Genomic DNA, 21,194 nt, shown 5'->3' with positions numbered 1-21,194 from the left:
GGCCCGCCGTCCGCGGGGAGCGGACGGCGGGCCCTCGCCGTGTCTTCGTCGAAGCGTGTCCTCGTCGAGCGGAGTCCGCGCCGGTGCGCCCGGCTCAGACCCGGGCGACGGCCAGCGGGCTGCGGGAGGTGCCGCTGCCGGGCACCGGCTCGGAGGGGTCCTCGCCCAGGCGCACGATGCGGTTGCCGCCGTCCACGTGCACCACGGTGGGGCGCAGGCGGCGGGCCTCGGCGTCCTCGACCTGGGCGTAGCTGATGAGGATGACGAGGTCGCCCGGCTTGACCAGGTGGGCCGCCGCGCCGTTGATCCCGATGACGCCGGAGCCGCGCTCGCCCTCGATGACGTAGGTCTCCAGCCGGTGCCCGTTGTCGATGTCGACTATGTGGACCAGCTCGCCGGGGAGCAGGTCGGCCGCCTCCATCAACTCCGCGTCCACGGTGACCGAGCCCACGTAGTGGAGGTCCGACTCGGTGACGGTGGCGCGGTGGATCTTGCTCTTGAACATGGTCCGCAGCATGAGCACGTTCTCCCTGGTGTCGCCGGTCGCGTTCCCGCCCTCCGGGATACGCGCCGCCCGCCAGCATACCCGCGGGGCCGGGCGGGCCGGCCGGCGGCGGACTGTGGTCTGCGGCATAGCAGCGGCGAAGGCCCCGCCCCGGGAAAAGGGGGGCGGGGCCTGGGATCCGCGGACCGGACCGGCGGGCCGGTCCGGAGGCGTCTCAGCGCCGGACGGCCGGGGCGTACGGCTCCAGCAGCGCGGCCAGCTCCTCGTGCACCCGGGCCTTGAGCACGGTGCCCTCGGCGGTGTGATCCTCGGCCAGGACCTCGCCCTCGGCGTGGACCCGGGAGACCAGCGCCCCCTGCGTGAACGGCACCAGGGCCTCGATCTCCACGGCGGGGCGGGGCAGTTCGGCGTCGATGAGGGCAAGCAGCTCGTCGATGCCCTGACCGGTGCGGGCGGAGACCACCAGCGCGCGGCGCTCGGCGCGCAGCAGCCGCTGGAGGGTCAGCTCGTCGGCGGCGTCGGCCTTGTTGATCACCACGAGCTCGGGGACCTTCGCCGCCCCCACGTCGCGGACGACCTCGCGGACCGCCGCGAGCTGCTCCTCGGGCGCCGGGTGCGAGCCGTCCACCACGTGCAGGATCAGGTCGGCCTCGCCGACCTCCTCCATCGTCGAGCGGAACGCCTCCACCAGGTGGTGCGGCAGGTGCCGCACGAAGCCCACGGTGTCCGCCAGCGTGTACACCCGGCCGCTGGGGGTGGCCGAGCGCCGGACCGTCGGGTCCAGAGTGGCGAACAGGGCGTTCTCCACCAGGACTCCCGCGCCGGTGAGCTGGTTCAGCAACGAGGACTTGCCGGCGTTGGTGTACCCGGCGATGGCCACCGAGGGCACCTTGTGCCGCTGGCGCTCCTGCCGCTTGAGGTCGCGGCCGGTCTTCATGTCCGCGATCTCCCGGCGCAGGCGTGCCATCTTCTCGCGGATGCGCCGCCGGTCTGTCTCGATCTTGGTCTCACCGGGGCCGCGGGTCGCCATCCCGCCGCCGCCGCTGGAACCGCCGCCGCCCATCTGCCGGGAGAGCGACTGACCCCAGCCGCGCAGCCGGGGCAGCATGTACTGCATCTGTGCCAGCGCGACCTGCGCCTTGCCCTCGCGGGACTTGGCGTGCTGGGCGAAGATGTCGAGGATCAGGGCGGTGCGGTCGACCACCTTGACCTTGACGACGTCCTCCAGGTGGATCAGCTGGCCGGGGCTCAGCTCACCGTCGCACACGACGGTGTCGGCGCCGGTCTCCAGCACCAGGTCGCGCAGCTCCTGGGCCTTGCCGGAGCCGATGTAGGTGGCCGGGTCGGGCCGGTCGCGGCGCTGGATCACGCCGTCGAGCACCAGGGCCCCGGCGGTCTCGGCCAGGGCGGCCAGCTCGGCCAGGGAATTTTCCGCGTCGCGCGCCGTGCCGGAGGTCCAGACGCCGACGAGCACCACGCGCTCCAGGCGGAGCTGCCGGTACTCGACCTCGGTGACGTCCTCCAGCTCGGTGGAGAGACCGGCGACGCGGCGGAGCGCGGCGCGGTCCGCGCGGTCGAGCTGCTCGCCGTCGATGTCGTCGAACTCGCCTCGGGCAACGTCCTCATCCATCAGGGCGTCGGCCCGGCGGTCCGCGATGCGGCGCAGGTGGTCCTGAGGAAGGGAAGGAAAGGTCAAGGGAATCCTTAGGGTCTAGGGAACAGGGCGGCGGTGCCGGGTCCAACGTCCCGGCGGGCCGGATCATTCCCGGCGCGGCCCGCCCGCTCCTCCCATGGTGGCACGCCGGATCGGGCGCGTCACCCCGATTTGCCCCCCATACCGGCCCCGGGAGAACCCCGGCCCCGCGGGACCAACGTCCCGGAGGCCATTCCGGGGAAACGCCCGGGGTCGCCCCGGTGCGGGCGCCGCCCGCTCCCCCGGGCCCGCCCCAGGCCCTCAGGACTGGAGCCGCACCGCCCGCGTCACGTCGTACACGCCCGGCACCCGGCGCATCGCCCGCATCAGCCGCGGCAACCCGGCGGAGTCGGGCAGGCGCAGCGTGTAGGTGTGCCGCACGCGGTGCTCGCGCGGCGGCTCCACCTCGGCGTGCAGCACGGCCGCACCGTGCTGGGCCAGGGCCTCGGTGAGGTCGGCCAGCAGCTCCGGCCGGCCCAGCGCCTCGGCCTGGAGGGTGACGCGGCAGCCGATGGAGCCGGAGCGCCAGCTTGCGGACAGCGCGGGGCGTCCGGCGGCGGCCATGCCCAGGGCGTCGGGACAGCTCTCGCGGTGCACCGCCACGGCGCCGCCGCGCACCGTGAAGCCGACGACCGGGTCCGGCGGCACGGGCGTGCAGCAGCGGGCCAGCCGCACGGGCGCGCTCTCCGCGCCCGCCACGCTGACGGCGGCCTCGCCGGGGGTGGGCGCCGGGGCGGCCGGCGCGTCGGGCGCGAAGGCAGCCGCCTGCCCGTGGCCGCTCTCCTCGCCCGGCTCGGCACCCCCGGCCCCCTCGCCCTCCAGCCAGGTGCGGATGGGAATCCGCGCCGCCGGAGTGGTGGCGTAGTCCAGCCACTCGGGGGACGGGCCCGAGCTGCCGTCGGGGGCGAGCAAAAGCTGCACGGTGTCGCCGTCGCGCAGGACCGCGCCCAGCGTGGCGAGCCGGCCGTTGACCCGCACGCCGATGCAGGCGTGCGCGGCCTGGCCGTGCCGGGCGTAGGCGGCGTCCACGCAGGTGGCGCCCACGGGGAGCTGGAGCGGGCCGTCCGCGGCGCCCTCGCCGAAGACCGTGATCTCGCGGTCCTTGGCCAGCTCGTCGCGGAGCGCGGTCCAGAAGGTGTCCGGGTCGGTCGCCTGCCGCTGCCAGTCCAGCAGCCGGGAGAGCCAGCCGGGGCGGGTGGGGTCGGCGCGCTCGGGCTCCTCGCCGCCGGGGGCAGCCTGCTCGCCCCCGTCCGCGCGGTGCGGGTCGCCGAGGGCGACCACGCCGGTCTCGGCCACCCGGTGCATGGTGTGTGTGCGGACCAGGACCTCCGCGAACTGGCCGGAGCCGGCGGCGAAGGCCGTGTGCAGAGACTGGTAGAGGTTGAACTTCGGGGCGGCGATGAAGTCCTTGAACTCCGAGACGACCGGCGTGAAGCAGGTGTGCAGCTCGCCCAGCACGGCGTAGCAGTCGGCGTCCTCCGTCACCAGGATCAGCAGGCGGCCGTAGTCGTAGGGGCCCAGCCCGCCGCGTTTGTGCCGCACGCGGTGCACGGAGAGCACGTGCCGGGGGCGGATGTGCACCTCGGCGGCGATCCCGGCGTCGCGCAGCACCTGGCGTACCGACTCCGCGACCTCGGCCAGGGGGTCGGCCTCGCGGCGGTGGGCGCGGATCAGCTCCTCGGCCCGCGCGTGCTCCTCGGGGTGCAGGACGGCGAAGACCAGGTCCTCCAGCTCCGTCTTCAACGTCTGAACGCCCAGGCGCTCCGCGAGCGGGATCAGCACGTCCCGGGTGACCCGGGCGATCCTGGCCTGCTTCTCGGGTCGCATCACGCCGAGGGTGCGCATGTTGTGCAGCCGGTCGGCCAGCTTGATGGACATCACCCGCACGTCGCTGCCGGTGGCGACCAGCATCTTGCGGAAGGTCTCGGGCTCGGCCGCCGCGCCGTAGTCCACCTTCTCCAGCTTGGTGACCCCGTCCACCAGGTGGCCGACCTCGTCGCCGAAGTCGCTGCGCACCTGGTCGAGGGTCACCTCGGTGTCCTCGACGGTGTCGTGCAGCAGGGAGGCGGTCAGGGTCGTGGTCTCGGCGCCCAGCTCCGCGAGGATCAGCGTGACGGCCAGCGGGTGCGTGATGTAGGGCTCGCCGCTCTTGCGGAACTGGCCGCGGTGCGCGGACTCGGCCAGCAGGTAGGCGCGGCGCAGGGCATCCAGGTCGGCGCCCGGGTGGTGCACCCGGTGGGCGCGGGCCAGGTGCTCGATGGCGTCCGGAAGCCGCCGGTCGCCCACCGCCGGGCGGAAGACGGCCGCCCGGCCGAGGTGGCGGAGCCGGAGCCGGTCCCTGCGGTGCCCCCGGCGTTCGCGGGTGTCACCGCTCGGTGTGGACGCCTCTGCGCTCATGGGGTGGCACCTCCCGCGGTCTGGTGACCGGACCGCAAACCCCGCAGCGGCGCCGGTGCTTGATGCTACCGAGCCCATCACGGCCAGTCGGCCGGAGGCCGCCCCTATCGTGGTGGATCACCCATCCGAGTGCGTTATGTTCTTTGAAACGTGGCCGAAATGCTGTTGTCAACCGGCCAGATGACGCGCCGTCTCCCAGAGCGCCGGGTCGATCGTCCCCTCGGCGAGGATGACGGCCGGACCGGTGAGGGTGACGGTGCCGTCGGCGCGCTCGGTGACGGTGAGGCGCCCGCCGGGAACGTCCACGGTGTACGTGGCCGCGCGCCCCTCGGCCGCCGGGTCGAGGCCGTCCCGGCGGGCCGCCGCGACCATCGCCGCGCAGGCCCCGGTGCCGCAGGAGCGGGTCTCCCCCGAGCCGCGCTCGTGCACCCGCAGCGCGAGGTGGCCCGGGCCGCGGTCGGTGACGAACTCGACGTTGGTGCCGTGCGGGTACGCCTCGGCGGGGGCGACGCCGGGCGGGTCGAGCAACGCCCCGGGCTCGGCCAGGTCGTCGACGAAGGCGACGGCGTGCGGATTGCCCATGTCCACGTGCCGGGCGGGCCAGCTGCGCCCGGCGGCGGTGACGGTGACCGACTCGCCGGGACCGGAGGGCAGGGCGGCCGAGCCCATGGCCACGGTCAGCCGCCCGTCCGGCTCGAAGGTCACCACGCGCAGCCCGGCCCGGGTGGCGACCGGCAGCTCGTCCTCCTTGGCCAGCCCGGCCCGGCGCAGGTACTGGGCGAAGACCCGCACGCCGTTCCCGCACATCTCGGCGATGCTGCCGTCGGCGTTGCGGTAGTCCATGAACCACTCGGCCGGGCCGGAGTCCGCGCGCACCACGCGCAGCACGCCGTCGGCGCCCAGGCCCGCACGCCGGTCGCACAGCAGGGCCACGTCGGCCGCCGTCAGCTCCAGCCGGCCGGCGGGGTCGGGGAGGATGACGAAGTCGTTCTCCGTGCCGTGCCCCTTCAGGAAGGGGAGGGCATGGCGGAGCGGAGGGGTGGTACGGGAGGAGCGCGGTGCGTCAGTGGTCACCCGCCGAGCGTAACGGATCGTGACGACAGTCGCGGCCCGGCGCGGAGCGGCCCGGCTCAGCGCAGGGCGGCGACGCGCCAGACGGCCAGCAGGCCGAGAACACCCACGCCCAGGCCGTAGAGGACCAGCAGCCGCCAGTCGGCGCGGCGGCCGGTGGCGCGGTCGGGGAGGCCCGGCCAGGTGTAGCCGGCGCGGCCGGCGGCCATCATGCCCCAGCCGGCGGCGCTGCACCCGATGAGCAGGCCCAGCATCGCGACCGCTGCGCCGGCCTCGTCGAAGGCGAAGGCCAGCGGGAAGGCGAACATCAGGGCGCCCAGCAGGCTCAGCAGCGCGATGGGCGCGAAGAGGGTCAGGCGCAGCCGCCGCGGGGGCCGCAGGTCGGCGTAGGACTCGTCGCGCCCGAAGTCGTCCAGGACCTCGACGGCCTCGCCGCCGCCGGGGTCCGCCTCGTCGTCGGGGAGCGGGACCGCGGGGATCTCGGGCAGCGCGGACGCCGCCGCGGGCACGCGGGGCGGCAGCTCCTCCGCCGTGCCGTTGCTCTCCCGAGGGCCGGCCTCCATCGCCACGTGCCCTCCCAACTCAACGGCTCCCGGCTGCTGTCTCCACCGCCGGCGGGCCGCGCGGGCCTGCGGCTCCGGCGCCTGCTCGGCGATGCGCTCGATGATGACACGCCACGGGCCCGGGCCCGCCCGCCTGGAGCGTCCCGATGCCATCACGTGATCAGGATGTGACCGCCCGTTCGAGCAAGCTCCACGCCTGCTCCTCAAGCCCCTCCTGCGCCTCGTGCGCCCCGCGCAGCCAGCGCACGCGCGGGTCGCGGCGGAACCAGCTCTCCTGCCGGCGGGCGAAGCGCCGCGTGGCGCGGACGGTCTCCTCGCGCGCCTCCTCCTCGGTGCACTTCCCGGCGAGCGCGGCCAGCACCTGCTGGTAGCCCAGCGCGCGGGAGGCGGTGCGGCCCTCGCGCAGCCCGGCCCCCGCCAGGGCGCCGACCTCGGCCACCAGCCCGGCCCGCCACATCCGGTCCACCCGCGCGGCGATCCGCCGGTCCAGCTCCGGGCGTTCCACCGCGATCCCGATCTGGGCGGTGCGGTAGACCTCGCCCTCGGCGCCGGGGCCGGGGAGGCTGGCGGTGAACGGGCGGCCGGTGATCTCGATGACCTCCAGGGCCCGCACGACCCGCCGGCCGTTGCTGGGCAGGATGGCGCGGGCCGCCTCCGGGTCGGCCGCGGCCAGCCGGTCGTGCAGCGCGCCACTGCCGTGCCGCTCCAGCTCGGCCTCCAGGCGGGCGCGGACGCCGGGGTCGGTGCCGGGGAACTCCAGCGCGTCGACGGCGGCGCGCACGTAGAGGCCCGAGCCGCCGACGAGGACGGGCGTGCGCCCGGCGGCCAGGAGGCGGTCGATCTCCCGGCGGGCCAGCCGCTGGTACTCGGCGACGCTCGCGGTGACCGTGACGTCCCAGACGTCGAGCAGGTGGTGCGGGACGCCCTGCCGCTCGGCCGGGGTGAGCTTGGCGGTGCCGACGTCCATGCCGCGGTAGAGCTGCATGGAGTCGGCGTTGATCACCTCGCCGCCCAGCCGCCGGGCCAGGGCCACGCCGAGGTCGGACTTGCCGGCCGCGGTGGGCCCGACGACGGCGACGACCTGCGGGGGGCCCGCCGGGGCGGGGGGGACGGTGTTCACGCGGGGAAGTCTCCCAGATCGGCGGCGGGCCGCGGGCCCTCGAACGAGCGACGTGACGCGGCGGGGGCGCGGTTCGTTTGGCGTTCCGAAGTCCCCGCAGAGTTCCCCGCCGTGGGGAAGGTCAGGAGGAGTGATGGGAATGTTGGCCTGGATCCGTCGCCGGACGAAGGACCAGCCGGACGGGCCGGAGCTGCCGCCGGGCGCGCCCGCGGAGGGCGAGGCGCCGGAGCCCGGGGAGTCGGTCGGGATCCCCAAGCAGACGGCGGCGGCCGAGGCGGCCGACAGCGAGACGGGCGAGGGCGCGGCCCGGCCGTAGCGCCGGGAGGCCCGGGGCGCCGCGCCCCGGGTCGGCGGGGGTCAGGCCCAGGTGGCGACGATGTACCCGACCCCGTAGGGGGCGGAATCGTGGAGCAGCCGCCCGGCGAGCCCCCCGCCCTCGGCGGCCCCGGCCAGCAGCTGCCAGGCGGGCCGCCCGGCGGCGTGCAGTTCGGCGGCGAGCGCCGGGTCGAGCGCCGCGAGCGCCGCGGTGTCCGCCGCGCCGAGCGCCCGCGCGGCGGCGGTGTCGAACTCCGCGGCGCGCTCGTCGAACGCCCCGGGCGCGGCGGGCGTGCGGCAGGCGCTGCCGTCGCCGAGCACCAACAGGGCCAGACGCTCCTCTCCGGCGGCCAGTTCGCGGCCGGCCGCGGCGCAGCGCGCGGGTTCCCAGTCCTCGCCGACCGCGACCGCCAGGACCGGGGCGGCCTGCCAGGCGGTGCGTTCCAGCAGCCAGGCGCCCACGGTCAGGGACGGCGGCAGATCCCCGCCGGGGCCGGCGGGCCCGGCGGCACCGGCGGTGCCCAGGGTGACCTCCAGGTCCACGCCGTAGCCGTGGAACGTCCCGCGGCTCCCGGCCGGGAAGGGACCGGCCGCCGGCTCCCGGGCCGGGCCGGCCACCACCAGGCGGCCGGGGCGCGCGGCGGCCAGCACGGCGAGGGCGTCGTAGCAGGCGGCCCGGAGGCCGTCCAGCTCGGCCGCGGCGCCGACGGCCACCTCAGGGACCAGCAGCGGGGGGCAGGGACACACGGCGGCGGCGACGAGCATGGCCGCAGCCTAGCCGCGGCCCGGCGCCGCCGCGCCACCCCGCGCCCGCCGGGCGCGCGACCCCGGCGCGGGCCGCTCCCGCACCCCGGCCCGGAACGTCCGCAGGCGCGTTCAGCAGACCGCGCAGCCCCCGGCCGGCTCCTGGCTCGGGCCGGGCGCGCCCACGCGGGGCATGCCCAGCAGCACCCCGCCGGAGGGCTCTGCCGGGGCGGCGGTGCGCCGCTCCCAGACGTCGCCGGCACGGGTGCGGCGCAGGCCCTTGACGGGCCCGGCGGCCAGCAGGTGGTGCGGCGCCGCGTAGCTGATCTCCACGGTCACCACGTCGCCCGGCCGCGGCGCGGGGCCCTCGGGCCGGTCGAAGTGGACGAGGCGGTTGTCCGGGGCGCGGCCGGAGAGGCGGCGGGTGGCGTCGTCCTTGCGGCCCTCGCCCTCGGCCACCAGCACCTCGACGGTGCGGCCGAGCTGGCGCTTGTTCTCCGCCCAGGAGATCTCCTCCTGGAGGGCGACCAGCCGCTCGTACCGGTCCTGGACGACCTCCTTGGGGACCTGCCCGTCCATCTCGGCCGCGGGCGTTCCCGGGCGCTTGGAGTACTGGAAGGTGAAGGCCTGCGCGAAGCGGGCCTCGCGCACGACGTGCAGCGTCTCCTGGAAGTCCTCCTCGGTCTCCCCGGGGAAGCCGACGATGATGTCGGTGCTGATCGCGGCATCCGGGATGGCGGCGCGCACCTTCTCGATGATCGCCAGGTACCGCTCCTGGCGGTAGGAGCGGCGCATGGCGCGCAGCACCCGGGAGGAGCCGGACTGCAGGGGCATGTGCAACTGCGGCATGACGTTCGGCGTCGTGGCCATCGCGTCGATGACGTCGTCGGTGAAGTCGCGCGGGTGGGGCGAGGTGAACCGGACCCGCTCCAGGCCCTCGATCCGGCCGCAGGCGCGCAGCAGCTTGGAGAACGCCTCGCGGTCGCCGATGTCGGAGCCGTAGGCGTTGACGTTCTGGCCGAGGAGGGTGATCTCGCTGACGCCCTCGGCGACCAGGGCCTCGGCCTCGGCGAGGATGTCGCCGGGCCTGCGGTCCTTCTCCTTGCCGCGCAGCGCGGGGACGATGCAGAAGGTGCAGGTGTTGTTGCAGCCCACCGAGATGGCGACCCAGGCGGCGTAGGCGCTCTCGCGGCGGGTGGGCAGGGTGGAGGGGAACGCCTCCAGCGCCTCCGCGATCTCCACCTGGGCCTCGCTGCGCACCCGGGCGCGCTCCAGGAGCACCGGCAGGCTGCCGACGTTGTGCGTGCCGAAGACCACGTCCACCCAGGGGGCGCGGCGCACGATGGCGTCGCGGTCCTTCTGGGCCAGGCAGCCGCCGACGGCGATCTGCATGCCGGGGCGGCTGGCCTTGGCGGGGGCGAGCTGGCCGAGGTTGCCGTAGAGGCGGTTGTCGGCGTTCTCGCGGACGGCGCAGGTGTTGAAGACGACGACGTCGGCGGTCTCGCCGCCGGGGGTGGCGCGGACGTATCCGGCGCGCTCCAGGAGCCCGGCCATGCGTTCGGAGTCGTGGACGTTCATCTGACAGCCGAAGGTCCGGACTTCGTAGGTGCGCGCGACATCGGGCATGCGAAAGCTCAATCCATGGATCGATCCGGGACCGGGCCAGCGCCGGTCGTGAAGGCCGGTCCCCAAGTCTACGGTCCGCTGATAGCTTGCTGCGGTGCTCGCGTTCCGTGGTAGGCGGCGGCCCGGCGCGCCCGCGCTGCTGGGTCTCCTGGTCGCGCTCGCGGTCCTGGCGGGCGCGCTGCTGTGGCGCCCGCTGGTGGAGGGGGAACGCGCCCCCTCGGGCTCGGTGGCGATGAGCACGGGCGTCTCCAGCGGGGTGTACGCGCGGTACGGGCAACTGCTGCGGGGGCAGCTGGCCGAGGACGCGCCGGGCCTGGAGATGTCGCTGCTCTCCAGCGCCGGGTCGGTGCAGAACATCGAGCGGCTGGTCGCGGGCGATGCCGACTTCGCGATCGCGAGCGCCGACGCGCTGGCGGCCCACCAGGCACGGGACCCGGTCGGGACGGCGCGGCTGCGGGCCTGCGCCCGGCTGTACGACGACTACCTCCAGTTGGTGGTGCCCGCCGACTCCCCGGTGCGCTCCACGGCCGACCTGGAGGGCCTGCGGGTGGGCGTGGGGCAGGAGCAGTCGGGGGTGATCCGGGCGGCACGGGAGCTGCTGGCCGCGGCGGGTCTGGACATGGACGGGGACGTGAGGGCGGTCCGCGAGGGCATCGACAACATGCCGCGGATGCTGGAGGCCGGGCGCCTGGACGCCTTCTTCTGGTCGGGCGGGCTGCCCACCTCGGCGGTGACGCGGCTGGCGATGCGCAAGGACATCCGCCTGGTGCCGCTGGACGACCTGCTGCCGGCGCTCGCGGAGCGCGGGCCCGAGGCCGGGTACTACCGGGCGGCGGCGATCCCGCCCGACGCCTATCCGGACATCACCGGCGGCCAGACGGTCAACACCATCGCCACGGCGAACCTGCTGGTGACCACGGAGGACACCGATCCGGACGTCGCCGAACAGATCACGCGCTCGGTGATCAACGGCCGGGACCGGATCGGCCGCGAGGTGCACGCGGCGCAGCGCGTCGACCTGCGCACCGCGATCTACACCCAGCCCCTGCCTTTGCACCCCGGCGCGCGGCGCTACTACCGTTCGGTGAAGTCCTGAACGCTCCGGTGCGGAACGGTGGCGTAGCGGGCCCTCCGCCTACCGCTGCGTCAGGTCCTGGCCGCCGGGCCGGCCCGCGGGGACGGGCGGGGGCTCGGGCCGGTGGCGCGGCAGGGTGACGGTCACCCGCAGGCCGTGCGGGTCGTTGTGGGCGTAGGAGGCCGAGGCGCCTCCGGCGGCCAGCAGCGCGGCGACGATGGACAGCCCCAGGCCCGAGCCCGAGACGTTCTGGTGGCGGCCGCTGCGCCAGAACCGGTCGCCGATGCGGGCGAGTTCGGCGTCGGTCAGCCCGGGGCCGGTGTCGGTGACGGAGACCTGCAGCTCCTCGCCCGCGGCCGTGACGGCCACGCACACCTCGCCGCCGGCGGGCGTGAACTTGAGGGCGTTGTCGACCAGGGCGTCCAGCGCGCTGGAGAGCCCGATCGGGTCGGCCCAGCCGGTGGCGGCGGTCAGGCCCTCGCGCCGCAGGGAGACGCCGCGGCCGTCGGCGACCGGCTGCCAGGCGGCGATCCGCTCGGCGGCCAGCGCGGCGACGTCGGTGGTGCGCAGGTCGGCGGGGCTGCCCTCGGCCAGGGCGAGGTCGAGCAGGCCGTCCAGCACCCGGGCCAGGCGCTTGCCCTCGGCGCGGACGGAGGCGAACTCCTCGTTGTCCTCGGGGTTCTCCTCGGGCAGTTCGAGGCCGAGCAGGTCGATGCGCAGCAGCAGCGCGGCCAGGGGGTTGCGCAGTTGGTGGGAGGCGTCGGCGACGAAGGCCCGCTGCTGTTCGAGGACGTCCTCGACGTGGTCGGCCATCTCGTTGAACGACCGGGCCAGGCGCCGCAGCTCCGGCGGGCCGCCGGAGGAGGCAACGCGGGCGGTGAGGCGGCCGGTGGCGATCTCGTGGGTGGCGCGGTCCAGGACGCGGACCGGGCGCAGCACCCAGCCGGTGAGGCGGAACGCCAGCGCGACGGCGAGCAGCACGGCGGCGGCCTCGGCGGCGGCGATCCACAGCCAGCCGCGGAGCACGCGGGAGCGCAGCGGGCCGGTCGGGGAGTCGATCACGACCACGGCGATGACGTCCCCGTCGCGGATGACGGGCGAGGCGACGAGCAGGCGGCGGTCGGAGTCCCAGGGCCAGACCTGCGGCGGACCCTGGCTGCGGCGCCCGGCCAGGGCCTCGGCGAACTCGGTGCCCTCGGGGCCGTCCGGGGGGCGCCAGTCGGCGGGGGCGGCTGCCATCGGACGGCCGTCGCGCCGGAAGACGCCGACGCGGATGCCGTAGACCTCCTGGTAGGAGCGCAGCTCGGCGGCGAGGGTGGCCAGCGGGCTGCTGGAGCCGGCCGAGGGGGGGTCGCTGTCCGCGGCGTACTGGGCGAGGGAGGCGAAGCGGGCGGTGTCGTCGATGCGGTCGACGACCACCCGCTGCTGCTCGCTGCGGGCCTGGCTGGCGGCCAGGGGGACGCCGAGGGCCAGGAGCAGGCCGGTCAGCAGCACGATCAGCAGCGGCAGCAGGCGCGAGCGCATGGCGGAGGCGGTCCGGGGGCGGGGTCAGGCCGCGGGGAGCGCCAGGCGGTAGCCGACGCCGCGGACGGTCTCGACGAGCTCGGGGCGGCGCAGCTTGGCGCGGAGCGAGGCGACGTGCACCTCCAGCGTGCGGCCGGTGCCCTCCCAGCTGGTGCGCCAGACGTCGCTGATGATCTGCTCGCGGCGGAAGACCACGCCCGGGCGCTGGGCCAGCAGCGCAAGCAGGTCGAACTCCTTGCGGGTGAGGGCGACGTGGCGCCCGTCCACCTCGACGCGGCGGGTCGCCAGCTCGACGGTGATGGGGCCCAGCGACAGCACGGAGCCGGAGCCTCCGGGAGCGGGGGGCTCGCCCGCGGCGGCCGGGGCCTCGTCGGGGCCGGTGCGGCGGCTGACGGCGTGGATGCGGGCCAGCAGCTCGCCGGTGTCGTAGGGCTTGACGATGTAGTCGTCCGCGCCGAGGTTCAGGCCGTGGATGCGGGAGCGCACGTCGGCCCGGGCGGTGACCATGATCACCGGGGTCCGGGTGAGGCGGCGGATGCGCCCGCACACCTCGAAGCCGTCCAGGTCGGGGAGGCCGAGGTCGAGGAGCACGACGCCGAAGGAACGGTCCCGCAGCACGCCCAGGGCCTCCTCGCCGCTGCGCGCCCGCACCACCTCGAAGCCGTGCCGTCCGAGCACGGCGACGAGGGCCGCGCCCACGTGCTCGTCGTCCTCGACCAGGAGCACTCTCATACCGGCCCTCCTTCCCGCCGCGTCCGGCCGGTATCCAGCATGCGGGACGCCGCCGCGGGGCGGGCGCCCCGGCACGTCCACGCGGATATCCACGCCGACGCCGGGGGCGGCGTCAAGGTCCGCCGCGCGGGCTGAACCCTTCCGTTATCCCCCGGGGGCCGCCCGTCACGGTCAGCTACGCTCCGCGCACGCCGGGCGAGGGGATCGTTATGCTCAATTTCCCCTCAGATCTGCTGACGGTGTGCGCGACCGTGGCTAAGGTCCGTGCAACCGACGAGGACGGAGCAGGCAACGATGAGCGATGTGTCGCTGAGCAAGGACTCCCCGGGGGAGGCGGCGCCGGCGGAGGATCTCGTCGTCCTGGCAGGCGTGAACAAGCACTTCGGCGCCCTGCACGTGCTCCAGGACATCAACCTCACGATCAAGCGCGGCGAGGTGGTGGTGGTGATCGGCCCTTCGGGGTCCGGGAAATCCACCCTCTGCCGGACGATCAACCGCCTGGAGACCATCGACGAGGGCGTCATCACCATCGACGGCAGCCCGCTGCCCGCGGAGGGCCGCGAGCTGGCCCGGCTGCGGGCCGACGTCGGGATGGTCTTCCAGTCCTTCAACCTCTTCGCGCACCGCACCGTGCTCCAGAACGTCACCCTCGGCCCGGTCAAGGTCCGCCGGGTCGCCAGGGCCGAGGCGGAGGAGCGGGCCCGCGAGCTGCTGGACCGGGTCGGCGTGGGCAACCAGGCCGACAAGTACCCGGCCCAGCTCTCCGGCGGGCAGCAGCAGCGCGTGGCCATCGCCCGCGCGCTGGCCATGCAGCCGAAGGTGATGCTCTTCGACGAGCCGACCTCCGCGCTGGACCCCGAGATGATCAACGAGGTGCTGGAGGTCATGCAGCAGCTCGCCCGCGAGGGGATGACCATGGTCGTGGTCACCCACGAGATGGGCTTCGCCCGCTCCGCGGCGAACCGCGTGGTCTTCATGGCCGACGGCCGGATCCTCGAGGAGGCCGAGCCGCACCAGTTCTTCGACAACCCGCGCAGCGACCGCGCCAAGGACTTCCTCTCCAAGATCCTCCAGCACTGAGTCCCCCCACGCCCCGGGCCCGGCGCCCGGAGACCGACCTCGCTCCTCCACCTTCGACGAAGGAACGCACCATGAGACTCCGCAAGGCAACGACCCTGGCCGCCCCCGTCCTCGTCCTCGCCCTGGCCGCCACGGCCTGCGGCGGCGGCGGCGACGGTGACGGTGACGGCGGCATCACCATCGGCATCAAGTACGACCAGCCGGGCGTCGGCCTGCGCGACGCCGACGGCGAGTTCAGCGGCTTCGATGTCGACGTGGCCACCTACATCGCCGGCGAACTCGGCTACGAGCCCGAGGAGATCACCTGGCAGGAGGCGCCCAGCGCCGACCGCGAGAACATGCTGCGCCGCGGCGACGTGGACATGATCGTGGCCAGCTACTCCATCACCGCCGAGCGCGCCGATCAGGTCGCCTTCGCCGGCCCCTACTTCCTCGCCCACCAGGACCTGCTGATCCGCACCGACGCCGAGGCGCCCACCGAGGAGGGCATCGGCGACCTGACGCTGTGTTCCGTCGGCGGCTCCACCTCCGCCCAGCGGATGGAGGAGGAGTACGGCGCCAACCTCCAGAACTTCCAGACCTACTCGGAGTGCCTGGACGGTATCGTCGGCGGCTCCCTGGACGCCCTGACCACGGACGACGCCATCCTGGCCGGGTACGCGGCCCAGGACGAGTACGCGGGCGAACTGGCCCTGGCCGGGCTGAACCTGAGCGACGAGTTCTACGGCGTCGGCCTGCCGCTCGACTCCGACCGCGTGGACGCCGTCAACGAGGCCATCACGCAGATGGTGGACGACGGCTCCTGGGACCGGTTCGTGGAGGAGAACTTCGGCCCCTCGGGCTACGAGCCCGAGGCCGCCCCCGCGATCGGCAGCGGCCCGACGGCCGAGTGAGCCGGCCCGGACCCCCGCGGCGCGCCGTGCGACCCGGCGGCGCGCCGCCCCTCCCCTCTTGAGCCCTCGGGGCCCCGGGCGCCACCCGCCCGGGCCCCGGGCCGAGCCCTCCGACCGGGACGTGTGATTCCGTGTTCGACTTCTCCTTCCTCGACCTCGACGAGTACGACCTCTTCGGGGCGTTCTGGATGACGGTGCAGCTCACCGTCGCCTCCGCGATCGGCTCGCTGATCTGGGGAACGCTGCTGGCCGCGATGCGGGTCAGCCCGGTCCCGGTGATGCGGGCGTTCGGCGCCGTGTACGTCAACATCGTGCGGAACATCCCGCTGACCATCGTGATCGTGGCCTGCGCCCAGGTGCTGGCGTTCCGGCTGGAGATCACCCTGGGCGCCGGGGACGACATCGACACGCGGAACTTCCGGCTGGCCGTGCTCGGCCTGGTGGCCTACACCTCCACCTTCGTCTGCGAGGCCCTGCGCTCCGGCATCAACACGGTGCCCGTCGGACAGGCCGAGGCCGCCCGGGCCCTGGGGCTGAGCTTCTCCCAGGTGCTGCGGCTGATCGTGCTGCCCCAGGCGTACCGCGCCGTGGTGGCGCCGCTGGCCAACGTCCTGATCGCCCTCACCAAGAACACCACGGTGGCCATCGCCATCGGCGTCGTGGAGGCGGCGTTCCTGATGAACGTGATGATCGAGAACGAGGCCAGGCCGCTGGAGATCGGCGTCATCTTCGCCGCCGGCTTTGTCCTCCTGACGCTGCCCACGGGCCTGCTCCTCGGCCGGCTCGCCCGGCGGCTGGCGGTGAAGCGATGAGCGACGCACGCGCGGCTGCCGGGCCGCGGACGGCGACGATGCCCGCAGAGTGCCGCGCGGGCGGAGAAGCGAACGAGGGGGCACGATGAGCGACCTGAACGTTCTCTACGACGCGCCCGGCCCGCGCGCGCGGGTGCGCAACTCCCTCTACACCGCCCTCTTCCTCGCCGCCCTGGTCGCGGCCGGCTTCTGGATCCACGGCCGGCTGTCGGACCGGGGGGAGCTGGAGTGGCGGCTGTGGGAGCCGATCTTCACCGACTCCCGGCTGTGGACGAACTTCGTGCTCCCCGGCCTCCAGGACACGCTGATCGCGGCGGGCCTGTCGATGGTCATCGCGCTGCCGCTGGGGGCGCTGCTGGGCATCGGGCGGCTCTCCGACCACCGCTGGATCCGCGTCCCGGTGGGCGCGGTGGTGGAGTTCTTCCGCGCCATCCCCGTCCTGCTGCTGATGCTCTTCGCCAACGAGGCGTACTTCCAGTGGTCCAACGTGACCTCGGACCTGCGCCCGCTGTACGCCGTGGTGACGGGCCTGGTGATGTACAACGCCTCGGTGCTGGCCGAGGTGGTGCGCGCCGGCGTGCTGGCCCTGCCGCGGGGCCAGTCGGACGCGGCGCGGGCGATCGGCATGCGCAAGGGCCAGATCATGGTCAGCGTGCTGCTGCCGCAGGCGGTCACCGCGATGCTGCCGGCGATCGTCAGCCAGCTGGTGGTCATCGTGAAGGACACCGCGCTGGGCGGCCAGCTCGTGCAGTACACCGAACTGCGCAGCACCATCGGCGACATCGACAACAACTTCACCAGCCTCCTCGCCGCCTTCACCCTGATCACGGTCATCTACGTGGTGCTCAACTTCCTGCTGACCAGCTTCGCGGGCTGGCTGGAGCGGCGCATCCGCCGCGGCCGGCGGACCACGGGGGCGGTGCTGACCACCGACATGACCGACGAGCTGGCGGCGGCCGGAGACGTCCCCGGGCCCGGCGCCGCGGGCGGGACGGCGGAGGCGCCGCGCAAGGGCCGGGGTTAGCCGGTCAGGGCCGACTTGACGCCCGTACCCGCGCTGGGTTCCATACGACGTGTGCTGCCCGTGATCATTGCCGGCGCGGGCCCCGTGGGGCTCGCGCTGGCGCTTGCCCTGGCCGGGCACGACGTCCCCTCCGTGGTCCTGGACGACGCGGAGTCCGCGCCCCCCGCGCGCCTGGCCCGCGCCTGTGTGCTCCCGGCCGATCTCGGGCACTGGGCGCGGCTGTTGGGGGACGTGGCGCCGGAGTGGACGGCCTGGCGCACGGTCCACCGGGGGCGGACGGTCCTGCGGCACGAGTTCGCCCCGGGGGCCGGGCCGAGGCAGGTGCCGCAGCACGTGCTGGAGCGGGCGCTGCGGGAGGCGGCGGGCCGGCAGTCGCTGATCCGCTTCGCCCCGGGGCACCGGCTGACGCGTCTGGAGCAGGACGAGGCCGGCGTGGCGGCGTACTCGGCTCCGCGCGCGCCCGGCGGGCGGCGGGGCCTGGAACGGCAGTGGCGCGGCAGCCACTTGGTCGGCTGCGACGGGCCGCGCTCCACCGTCCGCAAGCTGCTGAACATCGCCTTCCCCGGCCGCACCGGCGTCGAGCGGTTCGCCGTGGCGGCGCTGCGCGCCGAGCTGCCGGCGCCCGGGGAGGCCGAACTGCACCGCGGGCTGCCGGGCGGGGAGGTGATCCGCCGTCCGCTGGACGAGGACCGGTGGCGGCTGGACTGGCCGCTGACCGCGGACGGCGGGCTGGTCACGCCCGACGCCCTGCTGGACCGGGTGCACGCCGCGCTCGCCGCCTGGCACGGCGGGGACATCCCTCCGTACGAGCTCCTGGACACCGGCGTCCACATCTGCCACCAGCGGCTGGCCCACAGCTGGCGGGCGGGGCGGGTCTTCCTCGCGGGGGACGCCGCCCACCTGCTGGGCGCCCTGGGCACGCAGCAGGTCGCGGAGGGCCTGCGGGACGTGGACAACCTCGCCTGGAAGCTGGCCGTCGCCTGCCACCAGGGCAACGCCGAGGCGCTGCTGGACAGTTACCAGGCCGAGCGGCGCCCCGCGGCCGGCCGCCGGCTGCGCGCGGTGGACCAGGCCCTGCCGCTGGTGCGCGGGGGCGGACTTTCGGCCCGCGTCCGGGGCCGCAGCGGCGGGCGCCTGGCGCTGCTGTCCGACAGCCACCTGGGGCGCGGCGCCCTGGGCGGCCCGGCGCGGTACGGGGTCACGCCGATAGCGTGCGCGGTCCGGGGGACGACGGCCACGGCAACGCCCGCAGGCGCGCCCGCCGAGGACGTTCCGGTGTACACGCTGGAGGGGGAGCGGGCGCGGCTGCGGGAGCGGCTGGGCGGGCCGGTGCTGCTGGTGCTGACCGCGCCGGGGGCGCGGGTGTGGGAGGCGCGGCACTGGCTGGGCGCCGGGCTGATGCCGGAACTGGCGGCCACGGCGGCGTCCCTGCCCCTGCCCGCGGAGCTGCTGGTCACCGAGGAGTACCCCGGGGCGGGGGCGCACACGCTGCTGGTGGTCAGGCCGGACGGCTACCTGGGCGCGGCCCTCCCGGGCACCGCCCGGGAGGCGCTGCTGGCCTGCGTGAACGCCCTCCGGGGCCAGGCCGCCCACCACGGCCGCCCGGAGCCGGCCGCGGACCGCTGAGCGCACGAGCGTCGCGGCACGCCGAGCCCGGTCGGCCAGGCCCGCCACGGGCCGCGCGGCAGCGCCGCCCCGGCGGTCGGGGGCGCATCGGCAGTCGGCCGGGATCGTGGCCGTTCACGCACAGGCCCGGCACAGCGGCGCTCCGGCCACGCGCGCCGGGAGGCAGCCGGCAGCCGACCACCCGGGGCTGCCGCCGTCCGCGCGACGGACGCGCACGGCAGCCCACGGCCCCGGGCGCACCGCCGTCCGGCCCGCGCCGGATCACATCCGTCCGGGATGCGGCCTCCGGGTCTCACAGGCCCTGCGGGCCGTCCCGTTCCTCCGCGGCCAGCTCGGAGCGGACGACGCGCAGGGCCAGCTCTTCCCCGTACCCGCGGCGGGCGAGGAGGGAGGCCAGGCGGCGCAGGCGCTTGGGGGCCGGGAGGCCGGCGGTCGCCGGGAGCCTGCGCCGCACCAGGACGCGGGCCGTGGCCTCCTCCTGGTCCCGGTCGAGCCGGCCGACGGCCCGGTCGATGACGGTGGAGTCCACGCCGCGGGTGCGCAGCTCCCGGGCCAGGGCCCGGCCCGCCAGGCCCCGCCCGTGGTGCCGGGACTCCACCCACGCCTCGGCGAACGCCGCGTCGTCGATCAGGCCGGCCTCCTCGAAGCGGTCGAGCACCGCCGAGACCGCTTCGGGCGGGATCTCGCGCTCCCGCAGCGCCCGCTCCAGCTCGCCCCGCGTGCGGGGGCTGCCGGTGAGCAGGCGCAGGCCGATGGCCCTGGCGCGTTCCACCGGGTCGCGCGGTGTGCGCGGCGGCCCCGCCCCGGCCCTCGACGGGAGGGGGCCGCCGCTGTCCTCGGGTGCCGGTCCGGCCGGCCATTCGCTGCGCCGGGTCACCGTCAGCTCTTGGCCGCGGCGGCGGCGGGCTTGGCCGCCCGGGACGCCTTGGCCGGAGCGGCGGCGACGGGGGCCTCGGCGGCGGGCTCGGGAATGCCGGCCGCGTCCTTGCCCGGCTCGCCCTCGGGCGCCTCGGTCCTGGGGCCGATGCCCAGCTTCTCCTTGATCCTCTTCTCGATCTCGTTGGCCAGGTCGGGGTTGTCCCGCAGGAAGGTGCGGGCGTTCTCCTTGCCCTGGCCGAGCTGATCGCCCTCGTACGTGTACCAGGCGCCGGACTTGCGGATGAAGCCGTGCTCCACGCCCATGTCGATCAGCCCGCCCTCGCGGCTGATGCCGATGCCGTAGAGGATGTCGAACTCGGCCTGCTTGAAGGGAGGGGCGACCTTGTTCTTCACGACCTTGACGCGGGTGCGGTTGCCCACCGCGTCGGTGCCGTCCTTGAGGGTCTCGATGCGCCGGATGTCCAGCCGCACGGAGGCGTAGAACTTCAGCGCCCGGCCGCCCGTGGTGGTCTCCGGGGAGCCGAACATCACGCCGACCTTCTCCCGGAGCTGGTTGATGAAGATGGCGGTGGTCCTGGACTGGTGGAGCGCGCCTGTGATCTTCCGCAGGGCCTGACTCATCAGCCGCGCCTGGAGGCCGACGTGGGAATCGCCCATCTCGCCCTCGATCTCGGCCCGGGGCACCAGCGCGGCCACAGAGTCGATGACGATGAGGTCGAGGGCGCCGGAGCGGATGAGCATGTCCGTGATCTCCAGCGCCTGCTCGCCGTTGTCCGGCTGGGAGAGGATCAGCTGGTCCACGTCCACGCCGAGCTTCTTGGCGTACTCGGGGTCGAGGGCGTGCTCGGCGTCCACGAACGCGACCGTGCCGCCCGCGCGCTGAGCGTTCGCCACGGCGTGGAGGGTCAGCGTCGTCTTGCCCGAGGACTCCGGCCCGTAGACCTCCACCACCCGCCCGCGCGGCAACCCGCCCACGCCGAGGGCGACATCGAGGGCCGTGGAGCCCGTGGGGATGACCTCGACCGGCTCGTTGGGCCGTTCCCCCAGGCGCATGACGGCGCCTTTGCCGAACTGCCGCTCAATCTGCGCGAGTGCGGCGTCGAGCGCCTTCTCGCGGTCCGTACCTGCCATGGGTGCCACCCGGTCCGTCTGATTCGATCGCTTCACACCACGGACGCTAGCGCCCGCCACTGACAATCGCCGATTACCCACATCCATGAGAACGGCTGTTCGAATTTCGTGTCAAGCGATTCCCGGGCCGGCATGTCCGTGGGGAGTCGCCCCCGCGGGGTCGTCAGTGCAGGTGCGGGGGAACGTCCTGCGCCGCGCAGACCGCGCGCCAGACGTCCTTGGCGTCCCACCCGGCGTCCAGCGCCTCGATGACGGTGCGCCCGCCCAGCTCGGACATCACGTGGTCCCGGGCGAAGGAGTCGGCGTAGCCGGCCCCGAAGTGCTCGGTCATCCGCGCCCAGAAGTCCGTCAGCCGCATGCCCCCAGTATCCCCCTCCGCCCCGG

At 75.0% G+C, this 21,194-nt stretch carries 20 protein-coding genes; 7 read left to right on the top strand and 13 right to left on the bottom strand.

Annotated elements, in window-relative coordinates:
* Positions 1–94 precede the first annotated feature (94 nt).
* The 6 genes from panD to miaA all read right to left on the bottom strand — a co-directional run bounded on the left by panD (position 95) and on the right by miaA (position 7,349).
* Positions 95–517 carry an aspartate 1-decarboxylase gene (panD, locus tag RM780_RS01400; protein ID WP_311628536.1) on the bottom strand — a complete coding sequence of 141 codons (423 nt, stop codon included), beginning with the start codon at positions 515–517 and terminating at the stop codon, positions 95–97.
* 202 nt (positions 518–719) lie between these two features.
* On the bottom strand, positions 720–2,201 hold the full coding sequence (gene hflX, locus RM780_RS01395) for a GTPase HflX (RefSeq protein WP_311628535.1): 1,482 nt from the start codon (positions 2,199–2,201) through the stop codon (positions 720–722).
* A 258-nt stretch (positions 2,202–2,459) separates the two neighbouring features.
* Positions 2,460–4,595, bottom strand: a complete 2,136-nt coding sequence (locus RM780_RS01390; protein ID WP_311628534.1) for a RelA/SpoT family protein — start codon at positions 4,593–4,595, stop codon at positions 2,460–2,462.
* Positions 4,596–4,763: 168 nt separating this feature from the next.
* Entirely contained in the window at positions 4,764–5,669 is a 906-nt protein-coding gene (dapF, locus tag RM780_RS01385) for a diaminopimelate epimerase (protein WP_311628533.1), read from the bottom strand.
* A gap of 56 nt (positions 5,670–5,725) precedes the next feature.
* Positions 5,726–6,229 (bottom strand): hypothetical protein, encoded by a 504-nt coding sequence (locus tag RM780_RS01380; RefSeq protein ID WP_311628694.1) that lies wholly within the window; start codon positions 6,227–6,229, stop codon positions 5,726–5,728.
* A gap of 160 nt (positions 6,230–6,389) precedes the next feature.
* Positions 6,390–7,349 carry a tRNA (adenosine(37)-N6)-dimethylallyltransferase MiaA gene (miaA, locus tag RM780_RS01375; RefSeq protein ID WP_311628532.1) on the bottom strand — a complete coding sequence of 320 codons (960 nt, stop codon included), beginning with the start codon at positions 7,347–7,349 and terminating at the stop codon, positions 6,390–6,392.
* A gap of 139 nt (positions 7,350–7,488) precedes the next feature.
* Here miaA and RM780_RS01370 point away from each other — a divergent pair, with 139 nt between their 5' ends.
* Complete coding sequence (locus tag RM780_RS01370) at positions 7,489–7,665, top strand: hypothetical protein (RefSeq protein WP_311628531.1); 177 nt, start codon at positions 7,489–7,491, stop codon at positions 7,663–7,665.
* Between the two features lie 41 nt (positions 7,666–7,706).
* On the opposite strand, the gene RM780_RS01365 is transcribed toward RM780_RS01370, so the two are convergent.
* Together RM780_RS01365 and miaB are read right to left on the bottom strand one after the other, a co-directional pair.
* A complete protein-coding gene (locus tag RM780_RS01365) occupies positions 7,707–8,429 on the bottom strand; it encodes a class III extradiol ring-cleavage dioxygenase family protein (RefSeq protein WP_311628530.1) in 723 nt (240 codons plus the stop codon).
* Between the two features lie 111 nt (positions 8,430–8,540).
* Positions 8,541–10,034, bottom strand: coding sequence for a tRNA (N6-isopentenyl adenosine(37)-C2)-methylthiotransferase MiaB (gene miaB / locus RM780_RS01360; protein ID WP_311628529.1), 1,494 nt, complete (start codon positions 10,032–10,034; stop codon positions 8,541–8,543).
* A 94-nt stretch (positions 10,035–10,128) separates the two neighbouring features.
* Here miaB and RM780_RS01355 point away from each other — a divergent pair, with 94 nt between their 5' ends.
* On the top strand, positions 10,129–11,130 hold the full coding sequence (locus tag RM780_RS01355; protein WP_311628528.1) for a TAXI family TRAP transporter solute-binding subunit: 1,002 nt from the start codon (positions 10,129–10,131) through the stop codon (positions 11,128–11,130).
* 39 nt (positions 11,131–11,169) lie between these two features.
* Here RM780_RS01355 and RM780_RS01350 read toward each other — a convergent pair whose 3' ends face one another.
* Positions 11,170–12,633 (bottom strand): sensor histidine kinase, encoded by a 1,464-nt coding sequence (locus RM780_RS01350; protein ID WP_311628527.1) that lies wholly within the window; start codon positions 12,631–12,633, stop codon positions 11,170–11,172.
* Between the two features lie 24 nt (positions 12,634–12,657).
* A complete protein-coding gene (locus RM780_RS01345; protein WP_311628526.1) occupies positions 12,658–13,365 on the bottom strand; it encodes a response regulator transcription factor in 708 nt (235 codons plus the stop codon).
* 294 nt (positions 13,366–13,659) lie between these two features.
* On the opposite strand from RM780_RS01345, the gene RM780_RS01340 reads away from it, so the two are divergent.
* The 5 genes from RM780_RS01340 (at position 13,660) to RM780_RS01320 (ending at position 18,800) form a co-directional block, all read left to right on the top strand.
* Positions 13,660–14,445 carry an amino acid ABC transporter ATP-binding protein gene (locus RM780_RS01340; RefSeq protein ID WP_311628525.1) on the top strand — a complete coding sequence of 262 codons (786 nt, stop codon included), beginning with the start codon at positions 13,660–13,662 and terminating at the stop codon, positions 14,443–14,445.
* A gap of 71 nt (positions 14,446–14,516) precedes the next feature.
* On the top strand, positions 14,517–15,338 hold the full coding sequence (locus RM780_RS01335; RefSeq protein ID WP_311628524.1) for a glutamate ABC transporter substrate-binding protein: 822 nt from the start codon (positions 14,517–14,519) through the stop codon (positions 15,336–15,338).
* A 131-nt stretch (positions 15,339–15,469) separates the two neighbouring features.
* Positions 15,470–16,150 carry an amino acid ABC transporter permease gene (locus RM780_RS01330; RefSeq protein WP_311628523.1) on the top strand — a complete coding sequence of 227 codons (681 nt, stop codon included), beginning with the start codon at positions 15,470–15,472 and terminating at the stop codon, positions 16,148–16,150.
* An 85-nt stretch (positions 16,151–16,235) separates the two neighbouring features.
* Positions 16,236–17,174, top strand: coding sequence for an amino acid ABC transporter permease (locus RM780_RS01325; protein WP_311628522.1), 939 nt, complete (start codon positions 16,236–16,238; stop codon positions 17,172–17,174).
* A gap of 51 nt (positions 17,175–17,225) precedes the next feature.
* On the top strand, positions 17,226–18,800 hold the full coding sequence (locus tag RM780_RS01320; RefSeq protein ID WP_311628521.1) for an FAD-dependent monooxygenase: 1,575 nt from the start codon (positions 17,226–17,228) through the stop codon (positions 18,798–18,800).
* 292 nt (positions 18,801–19,092) lie between these two features.
* Here the strand turns inward: RM780_RS01320 and RM780_RS01315 are convergent, their stop codons facing one another.
* From RM780_RS01315 to RM780_RS01305, 3 genes are all read right to left on the bottom strand, one after another.
* Positions 19,093–19,572 (bottom strand): regulatory protein RecX, encoded by a 480-nt coding sequence (locus tag RM780_RS01315; RefSeq protein ID WP_394812856.1) that lies wholly within the window; start codon positions 19,570–19,572, stop codon positions 19,093–19,095.
* Between the two features lie 107 nt (positions 19,573–19,679).
* A complete protein-coding gene (recA, locus tag RM780_RS01310) occupies positions 19,680–20,810 on the bottom strand; it encodes a recombinase RecA (RefSeq protein ID WP_311628520.1) in 1,131 nt (376 codons plus the stop codon).
* Between the two features lie 163 nt (positions 20,811–20,973).
* Positions 20,974–21,168, bottom strand: coding sequence for a DUF3046 domain-containing protein (locus tag RM780_RS01305; protein ID WP_311628519.1), 195 nt, complete (start codon positions 21,166–21,168; stop codon positions 20,974–20,976).
* Positions 21,169–21,194 lie beyond the last annotated feature (26 nt).

It is taken from the genome of Streptomyces boetiae (assembly GCF_031845405.1).
GTDB lineage: Bacteria > Actinomycetota > Actinomycetes > Streptomycetales > Streptomycetaceae > Streptomyces > Streptomyces boetiae.
Note: the sequence above shows the minus strand (reverse complement) of the source record. Positions and strands in the feature narration are given on the sequence as shown.